Raw genomic sequence first — 22,633 nt, forward strand, 5'->3', positions numbered from 1 at the left:
AGTGAAATTCGTAAAACAATGAAATTCGTAGGAATGTGACTTTTACAGCAGAATATCGATCTTTGAATAAATCCTCCTCAGAAACTTAATGAGGAGGATTTTTCAAAAACCAGTAATATAACATCAGTAATAAGTTGGATAACAGAAGATGAGTCGAATCATTTGATCTACAATTGCTTTGTCAGCAGATGCAATTGTAAGAAAGGAGTGGGTATTGATTCAAGAAAACGCCGAGCAATAATTGAATAAACTCTGTATTTAGAAAAAGGAGGATAACGATGAGAAAATTAAGAATGGGATTTATAGGGTTATTAATAAGCTGCCTTTTACTAGCATTTTCGGGAGTTGCTGCTGCAAGTTGGGCGCCTATACTCGAAGTTTACCCGGAAAGTGACACTAAGATTATTAATGTAAATAAATACCTTGGCAAGAAAAATCTCTATTATGATTCCGGTGCGGATTATGGTCAAATCGATTGGTATGCCGGTTATTATTTTCCAAACGACGAAATATATATTCACAAAGTGTATGTTACTGTCGAGAGTACATCTCCTGGTAGTACGTTTATCCCGTTAGCTGTCTATGATGATAATCACTTTTTAGGATATGCATATAATAGTGCTCAAAGTCAAGCAACGACTTCTTTCACAGTGAATAGCAACACAACTCTAATTTCTGTCAAAGCGAGCTTATTCGAGGGTAAAACTCGCGTAGTTTCTATAAGCTATGACTAATGCTTAACAAAAAATAAGCTGCTATACAAGCTCGGAAGAGTCCTTTCGGACTCTAGGACTGTCGAGAAAGTGTCGATGGTCTTTTTTTTTGTGTATTTTTTATTTGACGTAGCATTACAATAATATTGTAATAATTCAAAAAAAATTGTAACATAAATTACATATCAAAGTAAGAAAAGATAACGATGAGGGGGATGTTGAGGTGGCAGATAAGCGTAAAGTTAATGGGAGTAGAAAAGACGATCACATATTCGATCAAGCCATTCGTACGGCTAATATCTTAGTTAATATGTTTGGTCCACGGTGTGAAGTAGCCGTTCATGATTTTAGCGATCTCCATAGATCGTTAATTCACTTAGCGGGAACAATTACTAATCGTGAAATAGGGGCTCCGATAACTGACTTGGTTTTAAGAGAGCTTAAGAAACCAAGTTCCGAAATAAAGGATATTCAAAATTATACAACCACGACTAATAAAGGATTATTATTAAAATCTTCGACGGTTTTTTTACGTGACAAAGAGGGGGTTATCATCGGTGCGCTTTGCATTAATTTTGATATTAGTTTATTAATGCAGTTGAATGGCGAATTGCAACAATTTATTAATTTTGAAGCCAATCAAACGACTGTTGAAAATTTTTATACTTCCGTCAAAGAAATAATCGAGGGCCTGGTAAGGTCGGTTCTGCAAGAATTTAATAAAGCGCCAGGTCAACTGGATTTGGATGAGAAAATTGAGTGCGTAAGAAAATTAGAACAAAAAGGCACTTTCTTAATTAAGGGAGCACATGAATATATCGCAGCGGTATTAAATGTTTCTAAATTTACAATTTACAATTACCTTCAGAAAATACGAGCTCAAGATGAATATAATCTCGATTGAGGAAGTCAAAGTGTTAAGGAGCGGGTCTGATGAAAACATATCCTATCTCCTTCAATGAGTCTGCGGGAGTATCTCCTTTATATCGAAGGCTGCATTGGCACGATGTCTTGGAGATCAATTTAATCATGAAAGGTACAGGTTACTACATCATCAATGGCCAAATGATAGAATTTCATGAAGGTGACATTCTGCTCATTAATTCCAATGATCTCCACCGGGCGTATGAGCGAAACGGACTGGAAATTCTGGTCGTTTCCTTCGATGCTTCCTGGCTTTTGACTGATTTGCGCTATGATCCCGGAATTTTATCCCCCTTCAAAGAGATGGGTATTCATTATACGAATCTGCTTGATCGCGATCATCCGAGAATGGAAGAGCTCCGTTCCATTCTGTTAGATATGTGGAATGAAAATCTGCGCCGGGAGTCTTCCTATGTTTCCGTAGTCCGCTCGCTTCTGCTGCTCTTTCTGGCTTATATCGGGCGTGAGTTTAGATGTGATGTTATGGCAGGCAACAATAATAAAAGCACTAAGGTAAGCGTCAAACAATTGAAAAAAATAAGTTCCGTAATTACGGTAATGGAACAGAATTATGTTAAAGCATGGGATCTAGTAACCTTAAGCCAACTTGTTTTCCTTAGGCCCTCCCGCTTCAGCGTCATATTTAAAAAAATAGCGGGGGTTTCACCGCTGGAGTACTTGATTCAAATTCGGCTAACTCATGCGGTTAGGTTGCTCGAAGATACAGAAATGAAAATCGTGGATGTCGCTTACGAATGCGGATTTCATAATTTATCTAATTTTAACCGTCATTTCAAGTGTAATTTAGGTTTTTTGCCAAGCAAGGTAAGGGAACGTGGTCTGACATAAAAATAACCCACTCGAAATTTCTTGCACGTCGCCCTTCCGTATCCACGCAAATCTCTTCCACATCCATTCCAATCCCTCCGTTTCCGAAATAACAGTAAAATTACATATATAAACCAGCAATATATCATTAGTTTTTAGTTAGATAACAGGAGTTGAGTCGAATAAATAGATCTACAATTTCTTTGTCAACATTTTCAAGTTGACCGATTGCAATCATTAAAAAAGGAGTTGAAATTGAGCAGATACGATCATAGAGAAGGAGATCAAATAATTCAATTAAGGAAGAATGTATTCAAAAAAATGAAAACGGAGCGTGAAATGGAATGAAAGTATTCATGAAATCGAGACGTTTGATAGGCATGAGTTTAGTCATTGCAATGTTTATGGCAATGCTGAGTCAGATCAATATCAGCGTAACCCATGCAACACTCGCAATAGAAGGCAAGGACAATACGCCTATGCCAACCGGAATGCTAAAGCCAGCCAAAAATGTGCCCTATACGGACCCGACTTACGGCACTAGTATTACGCGTGTGACAAATGCGGCGGCTGATGGAGTAGGCACATTTGCAATTAACAACTATTCCCGAATACAATCATTCAACAGTGATAATACAAAAATATTGATTTATGGTAGTGTGGAAAATCATTGGCATATATATAATGCAGCCGCGCCATATAACATGATTACTACATTACCTTTCAGTTTTGGCGTAGCTGACACAGAACCCCAGTGGCATCCCACGAATCCAAATATCTTATACTACTTAGGTGACTGGGGACTAGATAGAAAACTTTACTCAATTGATGTAACGGCTAATCCAATTACACCAACAGTCGTTGCAGATTTTGTACCTCTAATCGCAAATGGGACACTTCCTTGGCCAACTTGCGCTGGTGTGACAACGAAAACAGAAGGCTCACCTTCTGCGGATGGACGCTATTGGGCTTTCGTTTGTAGTGATGCATCTTGGAATAAACTTGGCTACTTCACTTGGGACAATCAGACCAAAACTGTCATTGCAACCATAACCTCTACGGCAGCCAATGGCTTAGGTGCTGCAGATCACGTCAGCATGTCTCCTTCAGGAAACAACGTAGTCATTAGTGTTCATAATTCTGCAGGAACTACCGGCGCCGTGCAATACACCCGTAATCTTCAATTCGTACGCAAATTAGCAGATAGTGGCGAACACTCCGATATTGCTTTACTTCCAAATGGCAACGATGCTTATGTGAGCATTGATTACGAAAATGGGGAAGTGTATTTTGTAGATATGGGTACCGGTGTCAAGACCGTTCTTTTCAATATCTGGGAGGTTAGTGGCGCTGACACAGCGATACACTTCTCAGGTAAAGCCTATAATAAACCAGGATGGGTGCTTGTATCGACCTATCAGCATGGAAGCCCTGTGCAATGGTTCAATGATAAAGTATTTGCATTAGAGCTTACAGCTAACCCGAGAATATATCCTCTTGCACACAATCACGTTGCACAAATGCCTCAGAGTCAAACTTATTGGATGGCACCAAAGGCTGTACCGAATCGTGACTTTACAAAAGTCTTATTCAATACCAACTGGGAAGTGGTCGACGAGTTGGCCGCTGACACCTATATGATTAACCTGAGCGCGAGCGATATTCCGCCTGCCGGTGGGGGAACACCAACACCAACATCCGTTATTGTTGATAATGCTGATGCAACCGGAGTAACAAAAGTGGGAACATGGACTACGAGTACCTTTGACACTGCTAGATATGGCGCTGATTATTTGCATGACGGGGGTACGCATAGCGTAACATTCACTCCTACTTTGCCGTCGGCAGGAACGTATAGCGTATATATGATGTGGCCTGCAGGTTCCAATCGGGCATCCAATGTTCCGGTTGATATTCTTCATGCAGGCGTAACGTCAACGGTAACCGTAAACCAGACAACAGGCGGAAACCAACAATGGAACTTGTTAGGCACCTATACCTTCAGTGCAGGAACTGGAGGGAATGTGAAAATTCGCACCACCGCCACGAATGGGTATGTCATGGCTGATGCAGTGAAATTCGTAAAAGATACGTCCGTCAGCGTTATTGTTGATAATGCTGCTTCAAGTGGAGTAACAAAAGTGGGCACATGGACTACGAGTACCTTTGACACAAATAGATATGGCGCTGATTATTTGCATAACGGAGGTATTAAAAGCGTAACATTCACTCCTACTTTGCCGTCGGCAGGAACGTATAGCGTATATATGATGTGGCCTGCAGGTTCCAATCGGGCAACCAATGCTCCGGTTGATATCCTCCACGCAGGCGTAACGTCAACGGTAACCGTAAACCAGACAACAGGTGGAAACCAACAATGGAACTTGTTAGGCACTTATACCTTCAGTGCAGGAACTGGAGGGAATGTGAAAATTAGCAACTCCGGCGCAAATGGGTATGTCATGGCCGATGCGGTGAAATTCGTAAAACAATGAAATTTGTAATCATGTAACATCACTTGCAGAATATTGAAATTGATTAAATTCTGTACTTCAAGCGCTATGTGAAAATCCTCCTCAGAAACGAAATGAGGAGGATTTTTCATGGGTGAATGGTATTAGTGCCACTCCGAATCCATGTAAATAAAGGAGATGCTCATTTGCGTGAAAATCTAAACGTTAGGACTTTTATCGGAACACATAGTCACGACTGGGAAGATTCGACGATGTTTCAGCACGCAAACGTGGAGCTCGCGATGATTCTGGAGGGAAGGGGGCTTTTCCGATGGAGGAGTGAGGAGCACACGGTCGAGACCGGGCAGGTTGTCCTGATCCCTGCCAATATCCCGCATTCGTTTCATGCGGTAACTCCGATTCGGTTCGGCGTCCTCTTAATGGATGGCTTGCCTCGCGAACCAAAGGCGATGTTTGATTCTCTTGTACCGGAATCGCATCCCAGGGTCATTACGTTATCCCGGATGGATCAAGAGCAGATTGAAACCCTCTTTCATCAATGGATGAGAATAGCGTCTTCGTCTTTGAAGGACCCGCAGAAAAGCTACTCGGCATGGATTCAAGTCATCCTGTTATTTTTGTGCGAGCATTCCCAGACAGGGCGTGTGGCACTTTCTGTCACTCATGTGGCGGACTATATGCGCCAGCATTTGCGGGAAAGCTTTCTAATCTCCGAGTTGGCGGAGCGGGCGGCTTTATCCGAAGAAGGGTTTCGCAAACGATTTTATGGCGTTTATGGCATGACGCCAAAGCAGTATCAGCAAAAATACAGGTTGTCAGAGGCGAAGTGGCTTCTGAGCTCAACGGATAAAGATATGCAGACGATCGCGGAATCGATCGGATTTGTGCAACTGCACTCTTTTTCTTCATGGTTTAAAAAACGGGAACGGTACTCTCCTAGTGAATGGAGAAAGCAGCAGCGTCTCTATCATGAGTAATAGAAAGTGCGGGTTTGCGTAAATTCCAGAAGCTTTTGGCTAAAGACGTTAAGCGGCTCTCCCGATATGATTAGTCTAACAACAAACGCTAATCTATAAGGGAGGAAATGAACAGATGGGATATCAAATGGGACAAAGCAACTTGGAAATGGGAAGCAAATATTTGACGAAGCTGCGCGATTCAAACGACATTTCAGGTGATTTCGAAGCGCTTGCAGCCCGACTGCAAGAGGATGGTTATTTATTGCTTAGAGGCTTTCATGACCGGGAGCTTGTGCTAAAGGCAAGAAACGAGTTTTTGGCACAGCTGCAGAAGATGGGAAGGCTTGACCCGAATGCCCCGTCTGAACAAGGCGTCATCGGAAACGAGAATAAATCAGCGCTCTGGAGTAATGGAGCGGAAGATTTGAGTGCGGATTTCCCGAGTTTCTTGGAAGTGGTCAACAATCCCGCGGTTATGACGTTTTTTGATCAATTGCTTGGGGGGCCGGCGATGACTTACGATTTCAAATGGCCGCGGGCGATTGCCAAAGGAGGCAATACGGGAGCCCATTACGATATCGTTTACATGGGACGAGGCACGAAAAATGTCTATACGATGTGGACGCCCTTCGATGACATTTCGTTGGAAAAAGGGACGCTAGCCATGTGCCTCGGATCACAGCATTTCGATAAGATTAAAAAGACATACGGCGAAATGGATGTGGATCGCGACAACGTGGCGACCGGTTGGTATTCCGAAGATCCGATCGAGATTGTGGACACGTTCGGCGGACAATGGGCCACAACAGAGTTTCATGCGGGGGACGTCATTATTTTCGGCATGTATATGATGCACGCCTCGTTAAATAATACGACAAATGAATACAGGATTAGTTCGGATACGCGCTACCAGCTTGCTTCTGAACCTGCTGACGAGAGATGGGTTGGCAAGAAGCCGAAGGGGCATTATGCATGGGGGAAAACGAAGGAGAAGCCGGTTGCGCAAGCACGCAAAGAATGGGGCATATGACAACGAAGAATGACGGAAAGGCCTTAATATGGATTAAATCGCTTTGGGGTATGGAAGGGTCTCTGGAGGAGCAGTTCGAACGCATTCATTTAGCCGGCTATCAAGGAATTGAATCCGGGCTGCCTACCCATGAGGATACGAACCGTTTTAAGGAGCTGCTGCACCGGTACCGAATGGAATATATTCCTCTGATCGGTACAACTGGTGGCGATCATTTGTCTTCATTTTGTCACCAAGCAGAGCGGGCTGCTCAATTCAAGCCAATGCTGATTAACTGTCATAGTGCGAAGGATTCAATGCCTTTCCGGGAGCAAGTTTTCTTTTTCGAGAAAGCGGTCAAGGTCGAATCGGAGTTGGGAGTCGCAGTTGGTCACGAGACGCATCGCGGTCGGGCTCTGTTCAACCCCTGGGCTACATCCTCCATGCTTCGGGAAGTTCCGGATTTGAAGCTGACCGCCGATCTCAGCCATTGGTGCTGCGTATGCGAGTCGCTATTAGAGGATCAACTCGAGTACCTGACGCAAGTCTTTGAACGAACGATATACATTCACGGACGCGTCGGTTATGCGCAGGGTCCACAAGTTCCGCACCCTGGTGCTCCCGAATATGCTTCAGAACTCAGAAGTCACCTCATCTGGTGGAGGCAAATCTATCGCATGCATGCGGCCCGCGGCCAACAGTCCGTTCCTTTTTGTCCCGAATACGGACCGCCGGGTTACATGCACACGCTCCCTTTTACGAACGCGCCGGTTTCCGATGCATGGGAGGTTTGTCGATGGATGATCGCTTGCATGGAGGAAAACATTCAGAGCTGATGAACATTCCAATGTTCCGGTCAGCTCGGCTATTCGTTCGGAAGACCGCCGTGAAAACGACTTCGAGATAGATAGGCTTCTCGGTCCGCATGCAGTCCGCGCTTTCGCGGGCTTTTTTGTTTTTTTATGTGTTATTATCGATCAACCTTGATCAAAAAATCGTAAATTCGATCATGTAAAGCGATGCGAACGACGGTTATTCTAAAGTGGCAAAGAAATTCTAACTAAGAAAAGGGGAGCAGCAACGGTGAACAAGAAAAAATGGTTATCGGGCACGGTATTAAGCACGGTTCTACTGACGACGGTATTAACGGCTTGCGGACAAAACGACAACAATTCGAACGCCGGCGCTTCTTCCGGCGCGGTCGCGAGCCCGAGCGCATCGGCATCCGCGTCGCCTTCCGACAGCGGAAGCAGCGGGGAAAAAGTAAAGTTGACGGTCGCGGTGTTCGCCGAAGAATTGGATTTCTGGCAACAACAAATCGCGGCCCCTTCGTTCGCGGCGGCTTTGCCTAATGTGACGGTGGACTTGCAGTCTTTCGCTAACGCGGACGAATTGACGAAGACGATGAAGATCCGGCAAGCGGCCAATGAGTTTCCTGACGTTACCTACCTGAAGGCTGCGAATCTGATTGATTTTCAAAACACGGTTGCTCCTTGGAAAAAGGATGATCCGCTGGTCACGAGCAACAAGTTCGTTGGCGTATACGACAACAACAAAGCAACGGGAGGCGACTACTACGGTCTTCCGATGAAAGTAATGAGCGACTGGGTTTATTATCGCAAATCCGTCTTCGAGGAACTGGGTCTCCAAATTCCGAAAACGTGGCCGGAGTTCGTTGAATTGGCGACAAAAATCAAGGATAGCGGCAAGTATACGCCGATCGCGATGGGCGGCAAAGATAAGTGGCCCGTCTACCCGTTCGTGGAGTGGCTGCCGGAGGCGATCGGGAAATCGCAACCGACGTTGTTAAGCGACTTGGCCAAATCCGACAGGCCGTTTACCCCTGACAGCCCGTTCTCGAAAGCATTCGGAAAGTTCGAGCAATTGATTAACGCGGACGTCTTGGGCAAGGCGCTTGATACGAGCTGGACGGATGCCGAGAATATGCTCGTGAACAAGAAAGCGGCCATGTTCGTTGCGGGTAACTATTTCTATCCGGACTACGTACGCCTCGGCGGCGACGTAAACGATCTTGGCGTGTTCCCGATTCCCGACGTTGATACGGAGAGCGAAACGATCACGCAAGTCGGGCAGGTCGATTTGTTCTTCGTGCTCGGTAAAAACTCCTCTCACCCGAACGAAGCGCGCAAGCTCGTAGAATGGTTCTTGAGCAACGACGTATACGGTCCTTATATCGAGAGAACCGGAATGGTTCCAACGGTAGACGTTCAAACGACCGGCAAGAAGACCGTATTCCAAGAAGCGGCGGACACGTTGAAATACGAGCAAAAGATGCTGATCCCGGGCGACGAGAACTTCAATAAAATCCGCAACGAAGTCCAATTCGACACTCATGTGATCGGTCAATACATGCTCACGGGCAAAGATTACCAGAAGCAATTGGACGCCTTAAACGACAAATGGGAAAAGGCGCGCAAGAAGCTCGGCATTCAATAAGGACGACCGGTAATCCGGCTAGCGGGGCCGCGCTGCGGGTACATAGCAGCGCGGCCTTCTTCGTCACCATAACAGAGAGGAGATGCCGGCATGAGCTACAAAACGCAGAGGAAAATCATCATTACCGCGTTCCTGCTCGTCCCAATGGCATTGCTGCTGATGTTGCTCGTCTATCCGACTCTCAAATTGTTGCAAATGAGTTTTACGGACTGGGACGGGCTGACAAGCGGCCTTCATTACGTCGGATTGGATAATTACAAGGAATTAATGCATTCCGACGAAGTATGGGTATCGCTTAAGAACAATGCGACTTATTTCGTCATCCACTTGTTGGCGATCCCCTTGGAGATCGTCGTGGCGTCCGTGCTCGTTAGTCGGTTGAGGGCGGCGAAGTTCTATAAGGTCGTCACGTTTATGCCTTACATCATCAACGGCGTGGCCGTCGCTTACATGTTCACCTTCTTCTTCTCGCCGGAAGGTTCGATGAATCAGATTCTTCATTTATTCGGATTGGACCGGTTAAGCCAAAGCTGGCTCAGCGATAATCATGTGGTTAATTTTACGCTCGTGTTCATCTCGTTATGGAAGTACTCGGGTCTTCATGTGATCTTGTTCATCGCCGCGATGCAATCCATTCCCGCCGACTATTACGAAGCGGCGACGATCGACGGCGCGAATCGCTTTCAGCAACTACGGCATATCACGGTACCTGGAATTATTACGGTCATCGAGCTGATATTGTTCCTTAACGTCAGGGGAGCCCTCCAAGTATTCGATATTCCTTTCCTCGTGACGAACGGCGGACCGGGTTATGATTCTTCTACCTTTATGGTGTATACGATCAAAACGGCATTCCAATACAATCACTTCGGATTAGCGGGGGCTATGGCGATTACCTTAATGTTGCTCATTGCCATCATCAGCTTCGTGCAAAGTAAATTGATCACGATAAGAAGGTAAGGAGGGAACGCTATGAGCAGCTTGAAAATCGAGATCAATGGACGTTATCGCAGGCGATTGCCGGTAGCCTTTACGAAACATGGCTTGTTGATCGCGATCGCGGTAATCGTACTCGTTCCGCTCGCCACGCTATTATTCGCGGCGTTCAAGACGACGTCCGAAATTACGAGCGGCAATCCGTTGGCGTTGCCGAACGGCTTCTATTTCGATAACTTGATTTCTTCCTTCCGCAAGGCCGACGTCATCCTGTCTTTGAAGAATACTTCCATCATCGGCATCGTCAGCGTCCTCGCGAACATGATTATCGGCTCCATGTTGGCCTACATTATCGCCAGATTCGACTTTAGGTTCAAGAGGGTCGTGTTGGCGCTGTTCGTCTTCGGCATCATCGTTCCCTTCTATACGACCGAAATCGCGCGGTTTGGATTGATTAAAGATCTGGGGATCTATAATTCTCTATTGGCGCCGATTCTAATCTACACCGGCGCGGATATGGTCCAAATCTTTATCTACAAGCAGTTCATGGACAAGATTCCGGTCGAGCTGGACGAAGCGGCGATGATGGAAGGAGCTTCATACTTCAAGATCTATTGGAAGATTATATTCCCGCTCGTCTTGCCGGCCTCGGCGACGCTGGCGATCATTAAGTTCGTCGATATCGCCAACGATATGTACATTCCTTACCTGTACATCCCTTCGGAGAAATTCAGGACGTTATCGACCTCGCTGATGTTGTTCTACGGAGACAGGACGCTCAATTGGGCGGGCATGAGCGCCGGTATCCTCTGGATCATGCTGCCGACGATAATCGTGTACTTCTTCTTGCAACGGTACATTTTTGCCGGGTTGGTAGCCGGCGCGGTGAAGGAATAGCTCGTCGCTCAACGCCAAAAGCCTCGATCGCATGCGATCGAGGCTTTTTAGGGAGTTCTAATTGCGGTATGCGCTAGGGGACTGGCCTTCGACTTTTTTGAATACGCGGCTAAAATGCTCTTGGTTGGCGTAGCCGATCGCTTCGCTGATCTCCCCGATCGGAAGATCGGATTGTTTCAGCAACTCCTTCGCTTTCTGTATTCTTGTACGGGTTAGGCAACTGATGAACGATTCTCCCGTTTCTTTAGTGAACATGCGGCTCAGATGATTTTCGCTCAGCTGTAGATGTTCGCTTAATGAACGAAGCGTGATTTCCTCGGCGTAATGGGCTCGAATATAATCGATCGCTTTTTTGATCTTGCTCGAAGTGCCTTCGTTGTAGGTTTTCATATCGGACATGTGTTTGAGCAACAGTTGCTCGATGTAACCGTTGATCTCGTGTATCGTATCCATCCGGTTGAGGGCATGGAAGGCATTGCGTTGACCGATCGTGTCATCCGTGCCGAAGCCTTTGTCGCGCAGGAACGTAAAGATCAAGTACAGCAATTCGTAGTACAACCCGTGAACGTTGGAACTGCCGGTAGGACGGCTGCGGATGATGTCCTTCATGATCAGCTGCAATTCGGCTTTAACCGCGCCTTCATCCATTCGTTCGATGGCCTGCAGCAGCTTCTTTTCCCTTCCGAAAATCGTAAAGTCCGATATCACCTCCATTTGACGTGCTTCATTCTCGGTAATGAGCGATCCTTTGCCATACAGCAGCTTTAAATCAGCGAACTTCAGCGCTTGCTGATAAAGGGAGTGGAGCGCTCCGAAATCTTGTTTGAAGGAGCTCACGCCGATCGTGACGGACAAATTCAGCATACGTGCGAAAGCGCTCTGCAATTGCTGGAAGAACATCGCGCGTTGTTGCAATAAAGCGGATTCGCCGTGCGCGTCGGGGAAATGCAAAATAAGGGCGTAACGGTCTTGCGAGAGCGCCAGGCACTCTCCGAGCTTGAATTCGTTCAGCTTCTGGTTGATCAGTTGATGGGAAGAATCGACGATATTCATCAGAATGACGGGATCGAATTTGTCTTGCAGCATTCGGAAGTCGTCGATGCACAGTAAGGCAACGGCTAAATTACGGGCTTTAATGCGAAGTCCCAGTTCTTGAACCGTTTGGGTGACGTCGCCCTTCAGGACGCCGAACAACAGCTTCTCTAGCGCTTTCGATTTGTCGGGGACGAGCGTAGACGACTCGGAAGGGTTAGCAGGCTCCAGCCGTTGTTTCTCTTTCATGAATGAGCCGAGCTGAGCGACCAGCGCTTCGAAATTCATATTGGATTTCAGCACGTAATCTCTGGCTCCGAGCCGAAAGGCTTCCCGGACGAATTCGTAATCCTTGAATCCGCTAAGCATCAGGACGACAAGGTCGGGGCGACGGTTTTTGATTTCGCCCAGCAATTCGATGCCGTTCATTTTGGGCATGTTAACATCGGCAAGCACGATATCGATGTCCGGCGAGTCGCTCAACCATTCGAGCGCTTCGAGTCCGTTGGAGGCTTCGCCGACGATGCGGAACCCGCAAGAGTCCCAGTCGCCCAATGCGCGAATCGACATGCGAATGAGCGGTTCATCGTCGACGATCAATAGGTTAGGCATCCGCATCCTCCTTCGATTGACGCTCTAAATAAGGCAATTCCAAGCTGACGGTCGTTCCCGAACCCCATTCGCTGCGAATGCGAACGCCGTACCTCTCGCCGTAAGTCAGACGAATGCGACGGTGGACGTTATGAATGCCGATTTTGTTGAACGCGTCGGATTGATGTTGCGAACTTTCGAGCAACGTATCGACTTTATCGGCCGTCATGCCTTGCCCGTCATCGGTAATTTCGATCAATAGCGATTGATCCGCACGATGGACCCTCACTTGGATATGCAGTTTGCGGAACGGATCGTCGGAAGCATGAATGATCGCGTTTTCCAGCACCGGCTGCAGCAGGAACTTGAGGATAACTGCATCCTGAAGCTCGACCGGCACGTCGAAAGCCACTTCGAACTTGTCTTGATAACGAAACGCCATGAGATACGCGTAATGATTCAGCAACTGCATTTCTTCCTCGATCGTGATGACGTGATCGCCCTTGTCCATGGTGTTGTGCAACAAGTTCGTCAGCGATTCCGTCATCAGCCGAATATTGTATATGCCGAACGTCTTCGCCATGACCGAGATCGAATGAAGCGTATTAAACAGAAAGTGGGGATTGATTTGATACTGCAAAGCGCGGATTTCCATTAACAGCTTTTCTTGTTTTTCGTTCTCGATATTGCGAATGAGCAATTGGATTTCGGTAACCATCGAGTTGAACGCGCCATGAAGATGAGCGAATTCGTCGTTACCGTTGATCGTCAGCGCGGCTTTGAAATTGCCTTGTTGCACTTTGCGCATCTGACGGATCAATCGTTTGATCGGAACGAGCACGGTCGTCGTCGCCGATATGACGAATACGATCAGGTAAAGCAACGTCACGGCCAGCAGGACAAGCGAAGTGAGTCCTACGATCTTCTGAACGCTGTTCGTTAATTCCCCGTAAGCGATCGTACTGACGACTTTCCAGCCCGTGTTCTCGACCGTGTAGTAGTTAATCAGCAAATCCCGTCCGCCGCTCCGATAGCGGAACGAACCGTATTTGCGCTCCCAGACGGGCGAATCTTTCAACAGTTCCAGCATGGGATCGCTTCGGTCGCCGCGCGTCAGCGATTGTCGCTCGGACGTGAAAATATCGACTTGGCCGATGTGGGAGAGCTTTAAGTCCGTGTATGCGGTTTCCAACCAATCCGTCTTGAACGCGAAATAGATGAAATCGATATTCTGATTGCCGGTATCCGGCGGATAGGCGGCTACTCCGATCGTATATTCGCCTTGCGTCAGCGGGTTCAGGGTGTTGCGGACTTTGCCGGCGACGGATACGCTGCCGGGACTTCCGCCTTTGAGCTTCCCGTACCATTCCATCACGCGCAGTTCATCCGGCTCGTTCGGAATGGAGTTGCGATAACCGTAATACCGGTTATCGGGGAAGACGAAGAACGCGCCGAGCAAGTCGGTCGTGTAATTGAAGTAATAGTTCATTTTTTTATTGATCTGGTCGGAGAGCTGCAGCTTCTCGTATTCGTCCTTGGCATCGTGCCATCGGTTGAGGGCTGGAATAATCGTATCCTCGTAATTTAATCCTTCGCTGTCGAAGTTGACGCTGGCCGCGGTGAAGATGAATTTGCGCATCGTTTCCTCGATGTTGGCCGCGATTTGTTCGGTTAATTGAAGGTTTTTGTTTTGGTTCGTTTTCACGAGCTCGTCGACGATTTTGCCGGACAAATAGCTTTTGGCCAAGAACATCGGCAACGGTATGAACAGCATGAAGATCAACAGAAACTTGAACATGAAGCTTTTACGTAATATCGGCATGATGTCGAACCACGCTCCCCTTGCGATAAAACGCTTACATTTACGTATGGAATCATTTTATCACACAATATAGCGTGCCAGCAGGGTGAGGTCATAATACATCAAATATTCGTAAGTTAGATCATGTCGCCGTATGTCCCTCGCCGGTATCCTTAAGTGGAAGTCGCGACTAGAGCATGCGGGGAGAGGGATTAAATGCAATTAGGAGCTTGTTATTATCCGGAACAATGGCCGCGAGAATTTTGGGAACGGGATGCCCGGATGATGAAAGAAGCGAATTTCAACGTTGTTCGGATGGGCGAATTCGCTTGGGCGAAATTAGAGCCGGAACCGGGACTATACGATTTTGCATGGCTCGATGAAGCCATCGGATGCATGGATAAGGAAGGGATTAAAGTCGTATTGGGTACCCCGACGCCGACGCCTCCCAAATGGCTGATGGATCGGTATCCAACGATTTATCAGAAGGATAAGTTCGGCAGAACGAGGGGCTTCGGCAGCAGAAGGCATTACTGCGTCAATCATCCGGACTACCTGGCGCTGACCAGAACCATTGTCCAAGCTGTCGCCGTACGTTACGGCAAGGATGAACGGGTTAAAGCTTGGCAGATCGACAACGAATTCGGGTGCCAAGACACGACGTATTGCTATTGCGAAAAATGTCTTGCAGCGTTTCGCGACTGGTTAGAGGATAAATACGGCACGATCGAGCGGTTGAACGAGGAGTGGGGGACGGTGTTCTGGAGCCAAACGTACCGCGATTGGTCCGAGCTTATCCTGCCGGCCTACAGCGTATGCGACGGCGCGGATCCGGACTACCACGGACACAATCCTTCGCTCGTGCTCGATTACAAGCGGTTCTCGTCGGATGCGGTCGTCCGCTATCAGCAGCTTCAGATCGACTTGATTCGAGAGCTGAGCGATAAGCCGATTACGCACAATTTAATGGGGCATTTTCCGGAGATCGATTATTATAAGTTATCGGAGCCGCTCGATTTCGTATCGTGGGATAACTACCTCGATTACCCTTGGGATGTACCGTCCTATCGGAAGGCGGCCATGGCGCACGACTTGATGCGAGGAGTGAAGAACCAAAACTTCTGGGTCATGGAGCAGCAAAGCGGTCCTTGCGGATGGAACGTGCTCGCGGATACGCCGAAACCGGGACAGCTTCGCCTATGGACCTACCAAGCCGTCGCCCACGGCGCGGACGGCATCGTCTATTTCCGGTTCCGCGCCGCCCGTTACGGCGCCGAACAATACTGGTACGGCATTCTGGATCATGATTCGGTACCGAGGAGAAGATACCGGGAGATTCAGACGACTTGCGGGGAGCTCGCGCGATTATCTCCGGTATTGGAAGGCGCGAGAGTGGTCGCCGATATCGCGATCGTGAAATCTTATGATCATCTGTGGAGCCATAGCATCCAAGGACATAATCGGAATTTCGACTATACTAGGCTGTTGCAAGAGTACTACGATGCTTTCTCCGCCCATGGATTCAACGTCGATCTGGTCAGCGTGAAAGGGGACTTATCGCCTTACAAAGTCGTCGTGCTTCCCGCGTTCCATCTATCTGATCCTTCTATTAAAGAGTGGATCACCCGGTATGTCGCCGGCGGAGGAACCGCCGTCTTCACGTTCCGTTCCGGCTCTCGTACGTGGAATAACGCCATGACCGATCAAACGTTGCCGGGAGACTTCCGAGAGTTATGCGGCGTAGAGGTGGAAGAGTTCGATTCGCTGAATTATGGACGCCGAGTGGGGTTACGCGTTAACGATGGCGCGGCATTTGCTTCCGTGTGGTGCGACGTCTTGCATTCGATCGGAGCACAGACGGTGGCAACTTATTCCGATGAATATTACGATGGCGAGGCGGCGATTACGGTCAATGACGTCGGACAAGGACGCGCCTATTATATAGGCTGCGATCTCGACGAGAAGGCGTTAAGAGAATTGATGGGTTCAGTGGCCGGCTCGGCCGGCATTCAAGCTTCTCCGATATCCGGTTCGGGCGAAGGGATCGAAATCGTGAGAAAGCGGAAGGACGGTCGGGAGTTCTTCGTGGTTATGAATCATAGCATGCATGAAGCTCAAATCTCGTTGAACGGTTTATTCGCGGAACTTCTAACGGGGAGTTCGGCGAACGGCGAATTCACGATAGATGGTTTCGGCGTTGCGATATTTGAGTAAGGAAATCTGGTTCTTATTTGATGCACATGTAGAATTTTCGTTTTAGAACTTCAAATGATTAACCCCGGATATCGTCATGAATCGGGGTTTTTTTCTATTTTAAAGGAGGGAAACGATAAAAAAAGGGTTTGACAGTATTTTCATATCCGCATAACATAATAATATGAACCAAATATATACCACAGATCATTAAAGAGAACAGAGAGATCGGACGCAGAGGAGATCAGATATAGATGAAAACAGTGATTTCACGGAAAGGCAAGATTGAAATAATGGAATCGGAAGAACCCTCCATCGAAGCGAACCATGTGTTGATCGAAACGCGATATTCCGCGATTAGTTCGGGAACGGAACTGCTGCTGAAAAACTTAAACACCGAGAATGCCATTCCTCTCGGTTACAGCGCGATGGGGATCGTACGGGAAATCGGGGAGGGCGTATCGCAATTGCGGATAGGACAGCGGGTCGCCTGCTACGGTTCTCCTTACGTCAGACATGCGGAGACGTTGTCGGTGCCGAAGAACTTAGTCGTTCCGCTGCCTGATACTTGTTCTTCCGATGAAGCAGCTTTCGTCGGAATCGGCTCGATCGCCATTCATGCGTTGCGGCAGGCGGATTTGCGTTTTGGGGAATCGGTCGTCGTGGTCGGGCTCGGTATCTTGGGTCAAATTGCGGCCCAGGTCGCGGATGCGGCCGGTTACCGGGTCATCGGATTCGATCTGTTGGCTGAACGCTGCGCCAAGCTTTCGGAGACTTGTAGGGCGCAAGCTTACAGCCGGAAGGAAGATATCCGCGATGCAATCGATTCCATCTCCTCGCGGCAAGGCGCGGACGCGATCATCATCTGCGCGAACGGCGCCAATACGGGCATTATCGATCAAGCGCTCCGCTGGATTCGCGATAGAGGAACCGTCGTTATCGTCGGCGATGTCAAGATGGAATTCGATCGGGAGCTGATGTTCTCCAAAGAAGCGAGGGTACTCATTTCTCGCGCGGGCGGTCCCGGACGGTATGACGACAGCTATGAACGCATGGGAGTCGATTATCCGATCGGTTACGTACGGTGGACGGAAGGCCGCAATATGGCGGAATTTATCCGTTTGCTCGAAGAAAAACGAATTTCGGTCCAAGCGCTCATCTCTCACGAGATGAATTTATCTACTTTGGCGGAGGCTTACGAAATGCTTGGAAAATCTCCGCGAGACGTGCTCGGCGTTGTAGTCGATTACGGAAAGGAGGAGCCTCATTCAAGTTTTCCGCTTAGTTACGCGCATTCATCAAGTCTGAATTTACTTTGAAGAAGGGTGATGAGATTGATGACGTCAACGGTAGGAAGAAATGGGCTTCGCAAAGAGTTGTTGGTGTTTCTGTCTTTATTATTATGCTTAACGTATTTCCAGCCGCCGGTCGCAAATGCCGCCGAATCCACGGATTCGATCGCGGTAACCAACGCGGGATTCGAACAAGATTTGGTCTCGGGAAAAGTCCCCGGGTGGGGTTATTTCAGCGCGGGCATCCAGAGCGGAATCTCCTTGTCCAATACGATTAAATTCGCCGGAAATCGAAGCATGCAGCTATTGAAGACAACGGCCGGCGGTTTCGGGGCGGAAAGCGTAAAGCTGCCCGTCACGCCCGGCGAATCCTACGAAGCCGCGGTCAAGCTATATGTTGAAAGCGCTATCGGAAATCCGGCGCTTTGGATCCGCTGGCATAACGCGGCAGGGCAACCGTTGAACAAGCAAGCGGTTAGTACGGTCAACACTCCTCCGATAAACAAGTGGCTGGATATCCGGGTGAAGGGGACGGCACCTGCGGATGCCGCCTTCGCGACGATTTTCATCTATGCATCTTCGGGCGTCACGATGAAGGTTTATGCGGACGAGGCGCAATTCAACCGCCTGCCCGGTCAGATCATCCCGGTTAATCCCGGCTTCGAAGAGCCTCTCGTCGGCACCTCCATACCTGGATGGGGATCGTACTCCGGAACCCCGTCCGGATCCGTGTCCGTAAGCCAAGCGGAGCAGACCGGCGGAGTATCCAGCCTCATGATCAATGACGACAGCACGACGCTCCCTGCGGGGGTTATGACCTCAGCCATTAGCATCGATGAGGACGGCTTGTACGAAGCGAAAGCGAACGTGCGGTTAATCTCGGGCGGAAGCGTAGTCCTGTATATTAAATATTACGATTCTTCGAATATTGAAGTAGGGACGCCCTCCGTCCAGTTTGCCAGCCCGCTGAATGTTTGGAGCACGATGAAAGTGGAAGGAATAGCTCCTATTGGCGCGAGGACCGCGAAGATATTGCTGTACTCCGGCGCAGGGGCGAAAAGCAAAGCGTATTTCGATGACGTCACGTTTACCCGGAAACCGTACGATCCGCTTTACTTGCCGTTTGCATACGGCAAACCCCTTAATTTAGGCAAAGCGACGCTCACCGCGTTAACCGCGGGAGGAGCCATTGGAAACGGCGAGATCTATTTCGTGGCCAATGGCGCTCCGGGAACTTTTTATGCGGTCGATGCGGTAACCGGAAACATCAATTACTCGGAAGTCGTTCCCGGAACGACGGAAACTTGGGCGGTGACGGTCGGGTCGGATCATAAGGTTTATTTTGCCGCATCGAACAATCGCAGCTTTTGGAAGTACGACCCGACTGCGACCGTTAATAAGATCACCTTGGCGGGGGATAATCCTTCCGAGAATTTCGTATGGGATCTGGACGCGAGTTCAGACGGCCTTATCTATGGGTCTGCCTATCCGAACGCCGAAGTGTTCACCTACGATACGAATACCGGTTTGTTCGCCGACCTGGGCAATATGTTCGAGGGTCAGGACTACGTCAGGGGAAGCGGCGTGACCGACGACTATTTGTATGCCGGAATAGGCTCTTTCAAGCATTTGATGAGGATCGATAGAAGAACCGGAGCCAGAATCGAAATTCCGCTTCCCGGCGTTACGGGAACGGATGGTTTCGTAAGCAACGTATGGGTTTACGGCGGTCTCCTCTACGTCGCGCACGGCACGGGACTGATCGTCTTGGACGAGCAGACGTTCGATGAAAAATTCCATTTCGACTACACGCAACCTCAAGCCTTCGATGGCGTTCTTTCTCCGCCGTCCCCGTATGACTCCAATATTCTTTATTACCGCAATAAATTTTCGAACAATATATGGGCGTATAACGTCGCCACGAATTCGGTAGGACCCGTAACTTCAGAAAACACGCTTCCGGAAGCAGGGAGCAAGGCGTCGAATTGGGTCGCCTTGCCTAACGGTGATCAAGCGCTGGCTATCTTATACGACAATGGCCAATACACGCTCTTTAATCCGCAGGATCACTCTTTGCAGACTCGTCAAATCACGATGACGAGATCCGGAGTCAATATCCAAAGCATGGCGATGGGTTCGGACGCCAAGCTATACCTCGGAGGGTTCATCGACGGCCTCAGCATCTTCGACGAGGCTTCGCAATCCTATGAAATGCAAATGTCCATTCCGAATTCGCCGCATCAAGTCGAGGAGATCGGTTTTCTGAACGGTAAAACCTATTTCGGCGCCTATTCGGGAGCTCGTATTTATAGTTACGATTCAAGCCAGCCTTACCGCTTCGGAAATTCCGCGACGGATAATCCGAGACTCGTTTACACGATACCCGATGGCCAAGACCGGCCGTACGCATTCGCTTCCGGAAATAACAAGCTTTTCGTGGGAACGATACCGGTCTATGGACATCTCGGCGGCAGCTTGGCCATATTCGACGATACGAACGATGAATGGACGTCCTACCCGAACGTCGTGCAGGATCAAAGCATTATCGCGCTCGCCTATAAGGATGGCATCGTATACGGAGGAACTTCGATCGAAGGGGGACTCGGTATCAACAGCACGGCACCGGCGGCTAAATTGTTCAAATGGGACATCGCGGCAAACGCGAAGCTTGACGAGTTCTTACCGGCTATCCCCGGTCTTCCTACGCCCAAACTGCTCGGCGGCTTGATCTTCGGTCCGGATGGATTGCTGTGGGGCGCAGCCTGGGGGGAAGACGGTCAAGGCGAGACGATCTATGCGATCTATGCCATGAATCCCGTCACGAACGAGATCGCGAAGAGCAAGTTGGTATATCCGAACGGGAGTCGCGGCAGCGGATGGCGTGCTTTTTATTTGCATTGGGGGCAAGACGGCCTCCTCTATACGACCATCGCGCGCAACATCACCGTGTTCGATCCCGACACGTTGAAATACCGCAAGCTTTCGGAAACCCAGACGAATCTGATGGACCTCGGCTCGGACGGAAGCATTTATTACACATCGGGACCAACGTTGTTCAAGCTGCCTGTACCCTTAGCGACTTCCGCTATAACGATGGAAAAAACAGAGTTGGCAGTAGGGGAAAGCGAGCCTGTCCTAAGCTCGGGCGTTCTGGCTAACAATCGGGCAGCCATATTGGCAGGGCAGGGCTACGCGATTACGTACGTTAGCAGCGATCCAGCCGTACTGACCGTCCAGAATGGGCAGGTTCAAGCTATTAAGGCTGGAACGGCGAATATTTACGCGGATATCACCTTGGGAGGAAAGAAAATCCGTTCGAATACGATCGAGGTTACGGTTAGCCAAGATATTACGGCGCCCGTAACTACCGCTAACGCCTCTCCTTCGCAGCCGGACGGCCCGAACGGCTCTTATCTGAGTCCCGTTACGGTTACGTTGGAAGCAACGGATGATGCGTCGGGCGTGCAGAGCACGGAGTATAGTCTGGATAACGGGACGACGTGGCAATCCTATACTTCGCCCGTCACATTCAATAAGCAAGGGCAGATTAATCTGCTTTACAGATCAACGGATAAAGCGGGAAATGTTGAGCCTCCGCAATCGTTAAGCTTTACGCTCGCGGTCACATCCGTCAGCGTGCAACTCAAAGACAGCAACGGAAATCCGTTAAGCGGCGGAGTCGTGTCTTATTATGACGGCGGATGGAAAGACTTCGGCGTCACGGACGCGAACGGTCAGGTTAGCAGATCGCTTCCGGACAAGAGCTATGACTTCGCGATGACTTACGAGGGAACGCGTCAGCAATTCAAGCAAAATACGGGGACGGACTCGGCGGTCGTATTCCGGACGGTCAACGTAAGGGTGCAGCTTAAGGACAGCGAAGGAAATCCCTTGGATACGGGATCCGTAGCCTATTATGCGGGAGGCTGGAAGACGTTCGGAGACACGGACGGGGGCGAGATCGGCAAGGAATTATTGTCCGGATCGTACGATTTCGCCATGACTTACGAGGGGACGCGCCAGCAATTCAAGCAAAATACGGGGACAGACTCGGTGGTTGTATTCCGGACTTTCAACGTAAGGGTACAGCTGAAAGACAGCGAGGGAAATCCCTTGGACACGGGATCCGTAGCCTATTATGCGGGAGGCTGGAAGACGTTCGGTGAGACTAATGGGGGAGAGATCGGCAAGGAATTATTGTCCGGATCGTACGATTTCGCGATGACTTACGAGGGAACTCGCCAGCAATTCAAGCAAAATACGGCAACGGATCCCGTCGTGGTCTTCCGGACGGTCGGCGTTACCGTACGACTCAAGGACAGCGAGGGAAATCCGATAGACGGGGGCATAGCGAGTTATTACGCAGGGGGCTGGAAGACTTTCGGCACGACGGTCGAAGGAGCGTCCCGGAAGGAGTTGTTGCCGGGTTCTTATACCTTCTCCATGGCATACGGGGGAACGAACAGGAATTCGGTTAATAACGTCGCAACCGATCCTATTATCGAATTTCAGGCATGAGCAGAGGGG

Annotated in this window: 15 protein-coding genes; 13 read left to right on the forward strand and 2 right to left on the reverse strand. The window is 48.9% G+C overall.

Going from position 1 to position 22,633, the window contains the following annotated elements; all coding sequences use genetic code 11:
- Nucleotides 1–278 precede the first annotated feature (278 nt).
- The 10 genes from ACFPPD_RS20990 to ACFPPD_RS21035 all read left to right on the forward strand — a co-directional run bounded on the left by ACFPPD_RS20990 (nt 279) and on the right by ACFPPD_RS21035 (nt 11,197).
- On the forward strand, nt 279–734 hold the full coding sequence (locus ACFPPD_RS20990; RefSeq protein WP_209746185.1) for a hypothetical protein: 456 nt from the start codon (nt 279–281) through the stop codon (nt 732–734).
- Nucleotides 735–936: 202 nt separating this feature from the next.
- Nucleotides 937–1,617: a helix-turn-helix transcriptional regulator gene (locus tag ACFPPD_RS20995; RefSeq protein WP_378083182.1), complete on the forward strand. Its 681-nt coding sequence runs from the start codon at nt 937–939 to the stop codon at nt 1,615–1,617.
- A gap of 29 nt (nt 1,618–1,646) precedes the next feature.
- A complete protein-coding gene (locus ACFPPD_RS21000; protein ID WP_209746186.1) occupies nt 1,647–2,486 on the forward strand; it encodes an AraC family transcriptional regulator in 840 nt (279 codons plus the stop codon).
- Between the two features lie 323 nt (nt 2,487–2,809).
- Nucleotides 2,810–4,960, forward strand: a complete 2,151-nt coding sequence (locus ACFPPD_RS21005) for a golvesin C-terminal-like domain-containing protein (protein WP_209746187.1) — start codon at nt 2,810–2,812, stop codon at nt 4,958–4,960.
- 230 nt (nt 4,961–5,190) lie between these two features.
- Nucleotides 5,191–5,916, forward strand: coding sequence for an AraC family transcriptional regulator (locus tag ACFPPD_RS21010; RefSeq protein WP_378083187.1), 726 nt, complete (start codon nt 5,191–5,193; stop codon nt 5,914–5,916).
- 163 nt (nt 5,917–6,079) lie between these two features.
- The gene (locus tag ACFPPD_RS21015) at nt 6,080–6,928 is read left to right on the forward strand and encodes a phytanoyl-CoA dioxygenase family protein (protein ID WP_378083190.1); all 849 of its coding nucleotides are present in this window, start codon (nt 6,080–6,082) and stop codon (nt 6,926–6,928) included.
- Nucleotides 6,871–7,743, forward strand: coding sequence for a sugar phosphate isomerase/epimerase family protein (locus ACFPPD_RS21020; protein ID WP_378083193.1), 873 nt, complete (start codon nt 6,871–6,873; stop codon nt 7,741–7,743). The genes ACFPPD_RS21015 and ACFPPD_RS21020 overlap by 58 nt, the downstream gene beginning before the upstream one ends.
- Nucleotides 7,744–7,990: 247 nt before the next feature.
- The gene (locus ACFPPD_RS21025; protein ID WP_209746193.1) at nt 7,991–9,364 is read left to right on the forward strand and encodes an ABC transporter substrate-binding protein; all 1,374 of its coding nucleotides are present in this window, start codon (nt 7,991–7,993) and stop codon (nt 9,362–9,364) included.
- A gap of 90 nt (nt 9,365–9,454) precedes the next feature.
- Nucleotides 9,455–10,324 carry a carbohydrate ABC transporter permease gene (locus tag ACFPPD_RS21030; protein ID WP_209746195.1) on the forward strand — a complete coding sequence of 290 codons (870 nt, stop codon included), beginning with the start codon at nt 9,455–9,457 and terminating at the stop codon, nt 10,322–10,324.
- 12 nt (nt 10,325–10,336) lie between these two features.
- Nucleotides 10,337–11,197, forward strand: a complete 861-nt coding sequence (locus ACFPPD_RS21035) for a carbohydrate ABC transporter permease (RefSeq protein WP_209746198.1) — start codon at nt 10,337–10,339, stop codon at nt 11,195–11,197.
- Between the two features lie 57 nt (nt 11,198–11,254).
- On the opposite strand, the gene ACFPPD_RS21040 is transcribed toward ACFPPD_RS21035, so the two are convergent.
- Together ACFPPD_RS21040 and ACFPPD_RS21045 are read right to left on the reverse strand one after the other, a co-directional pair.
- Nucleotides 11,255–12,841, reverse strand: a complete 1,587-nt coding sequence (locus tag ACFPPD_RS21040) for a helix-turn-helix domain-containing protein (RefSeq protein WP_209746199.1) — start codon at nt 12,839–12,841, stop codon at nt 11,255–11,257.
- Nucleotides 12,834–14,642, reverse strand: coding sequence for a cache domain-containing sensor histidine kinase (locus ACFPPD_RS21045; RefSeq protein WP_209746202.1), 1,809 nt, complete (start codon nt 14,640–14,642; stop codon nt 12,834–12,836). The genes ACFPPD_RS21040 and ACFPPD_RS21045 overlap by 8 nt, the downstream gene beginning before the upstream one ends.
- A gap of 195 nt (nt 14,643–14,837) precedes the next feature.
- Between ACFPPD_RS21045 and ACFPPD_RS21050 the strand changes: the two genes are divergently transcribed.
- The 3 genes from ACFPPD_RS21050 (at nt 14,838) to ACFPPD_RS21060 (ending at nt 22,624) form a co-directional block, all read left to right on the forward strand.
- The gene (locus ACFPPD_RS21050; protein ID WP_209746204.1) at nt 14,838–16,835 is read left to right on the forward strand and encodes a beta-galactosidase; all 1,998 of its coding nucleotides are present in this window, start codon (nt 14,838–14,840) and stop codon (nt 16,833–16,835) included.
- Between the two features lie 233 nt (nt 16,836–17,068).
- Entirely contained in the window at nt 17,069–18,133 is a 1,065-nt protein-coding gene (locus tag ACFPPD_RS21055; RefSeq protein WP_209746206.1) for a zinc-dependent alcohol dehydrogenase, read from the forward strand.
- 18 nt (nt 18,134–18,151) lie between these two features.
- Entirely contained in the window at nt 18,152–22,624 is a 4,473-nt protein-coding gene (locus ACFPPD_RS21060) for an OmpL47-type beta-barrel domain-containing protein (protein WP_378083245.1), read from the forward strand.
- Nucleotides 22,625–22,633 lie beyond the last annotated feature (9 nt).

The sequence above is a fragment of the Cohnella suwonensis genome, assembly GCF_042655365.1.
Taxonomy (GTDB): domain Bacteria; phylum Bacillota; class Bacilli; order Paenibacillales; family Paenibacillaceae; genus Cohnella; species Cohnella suwonensis.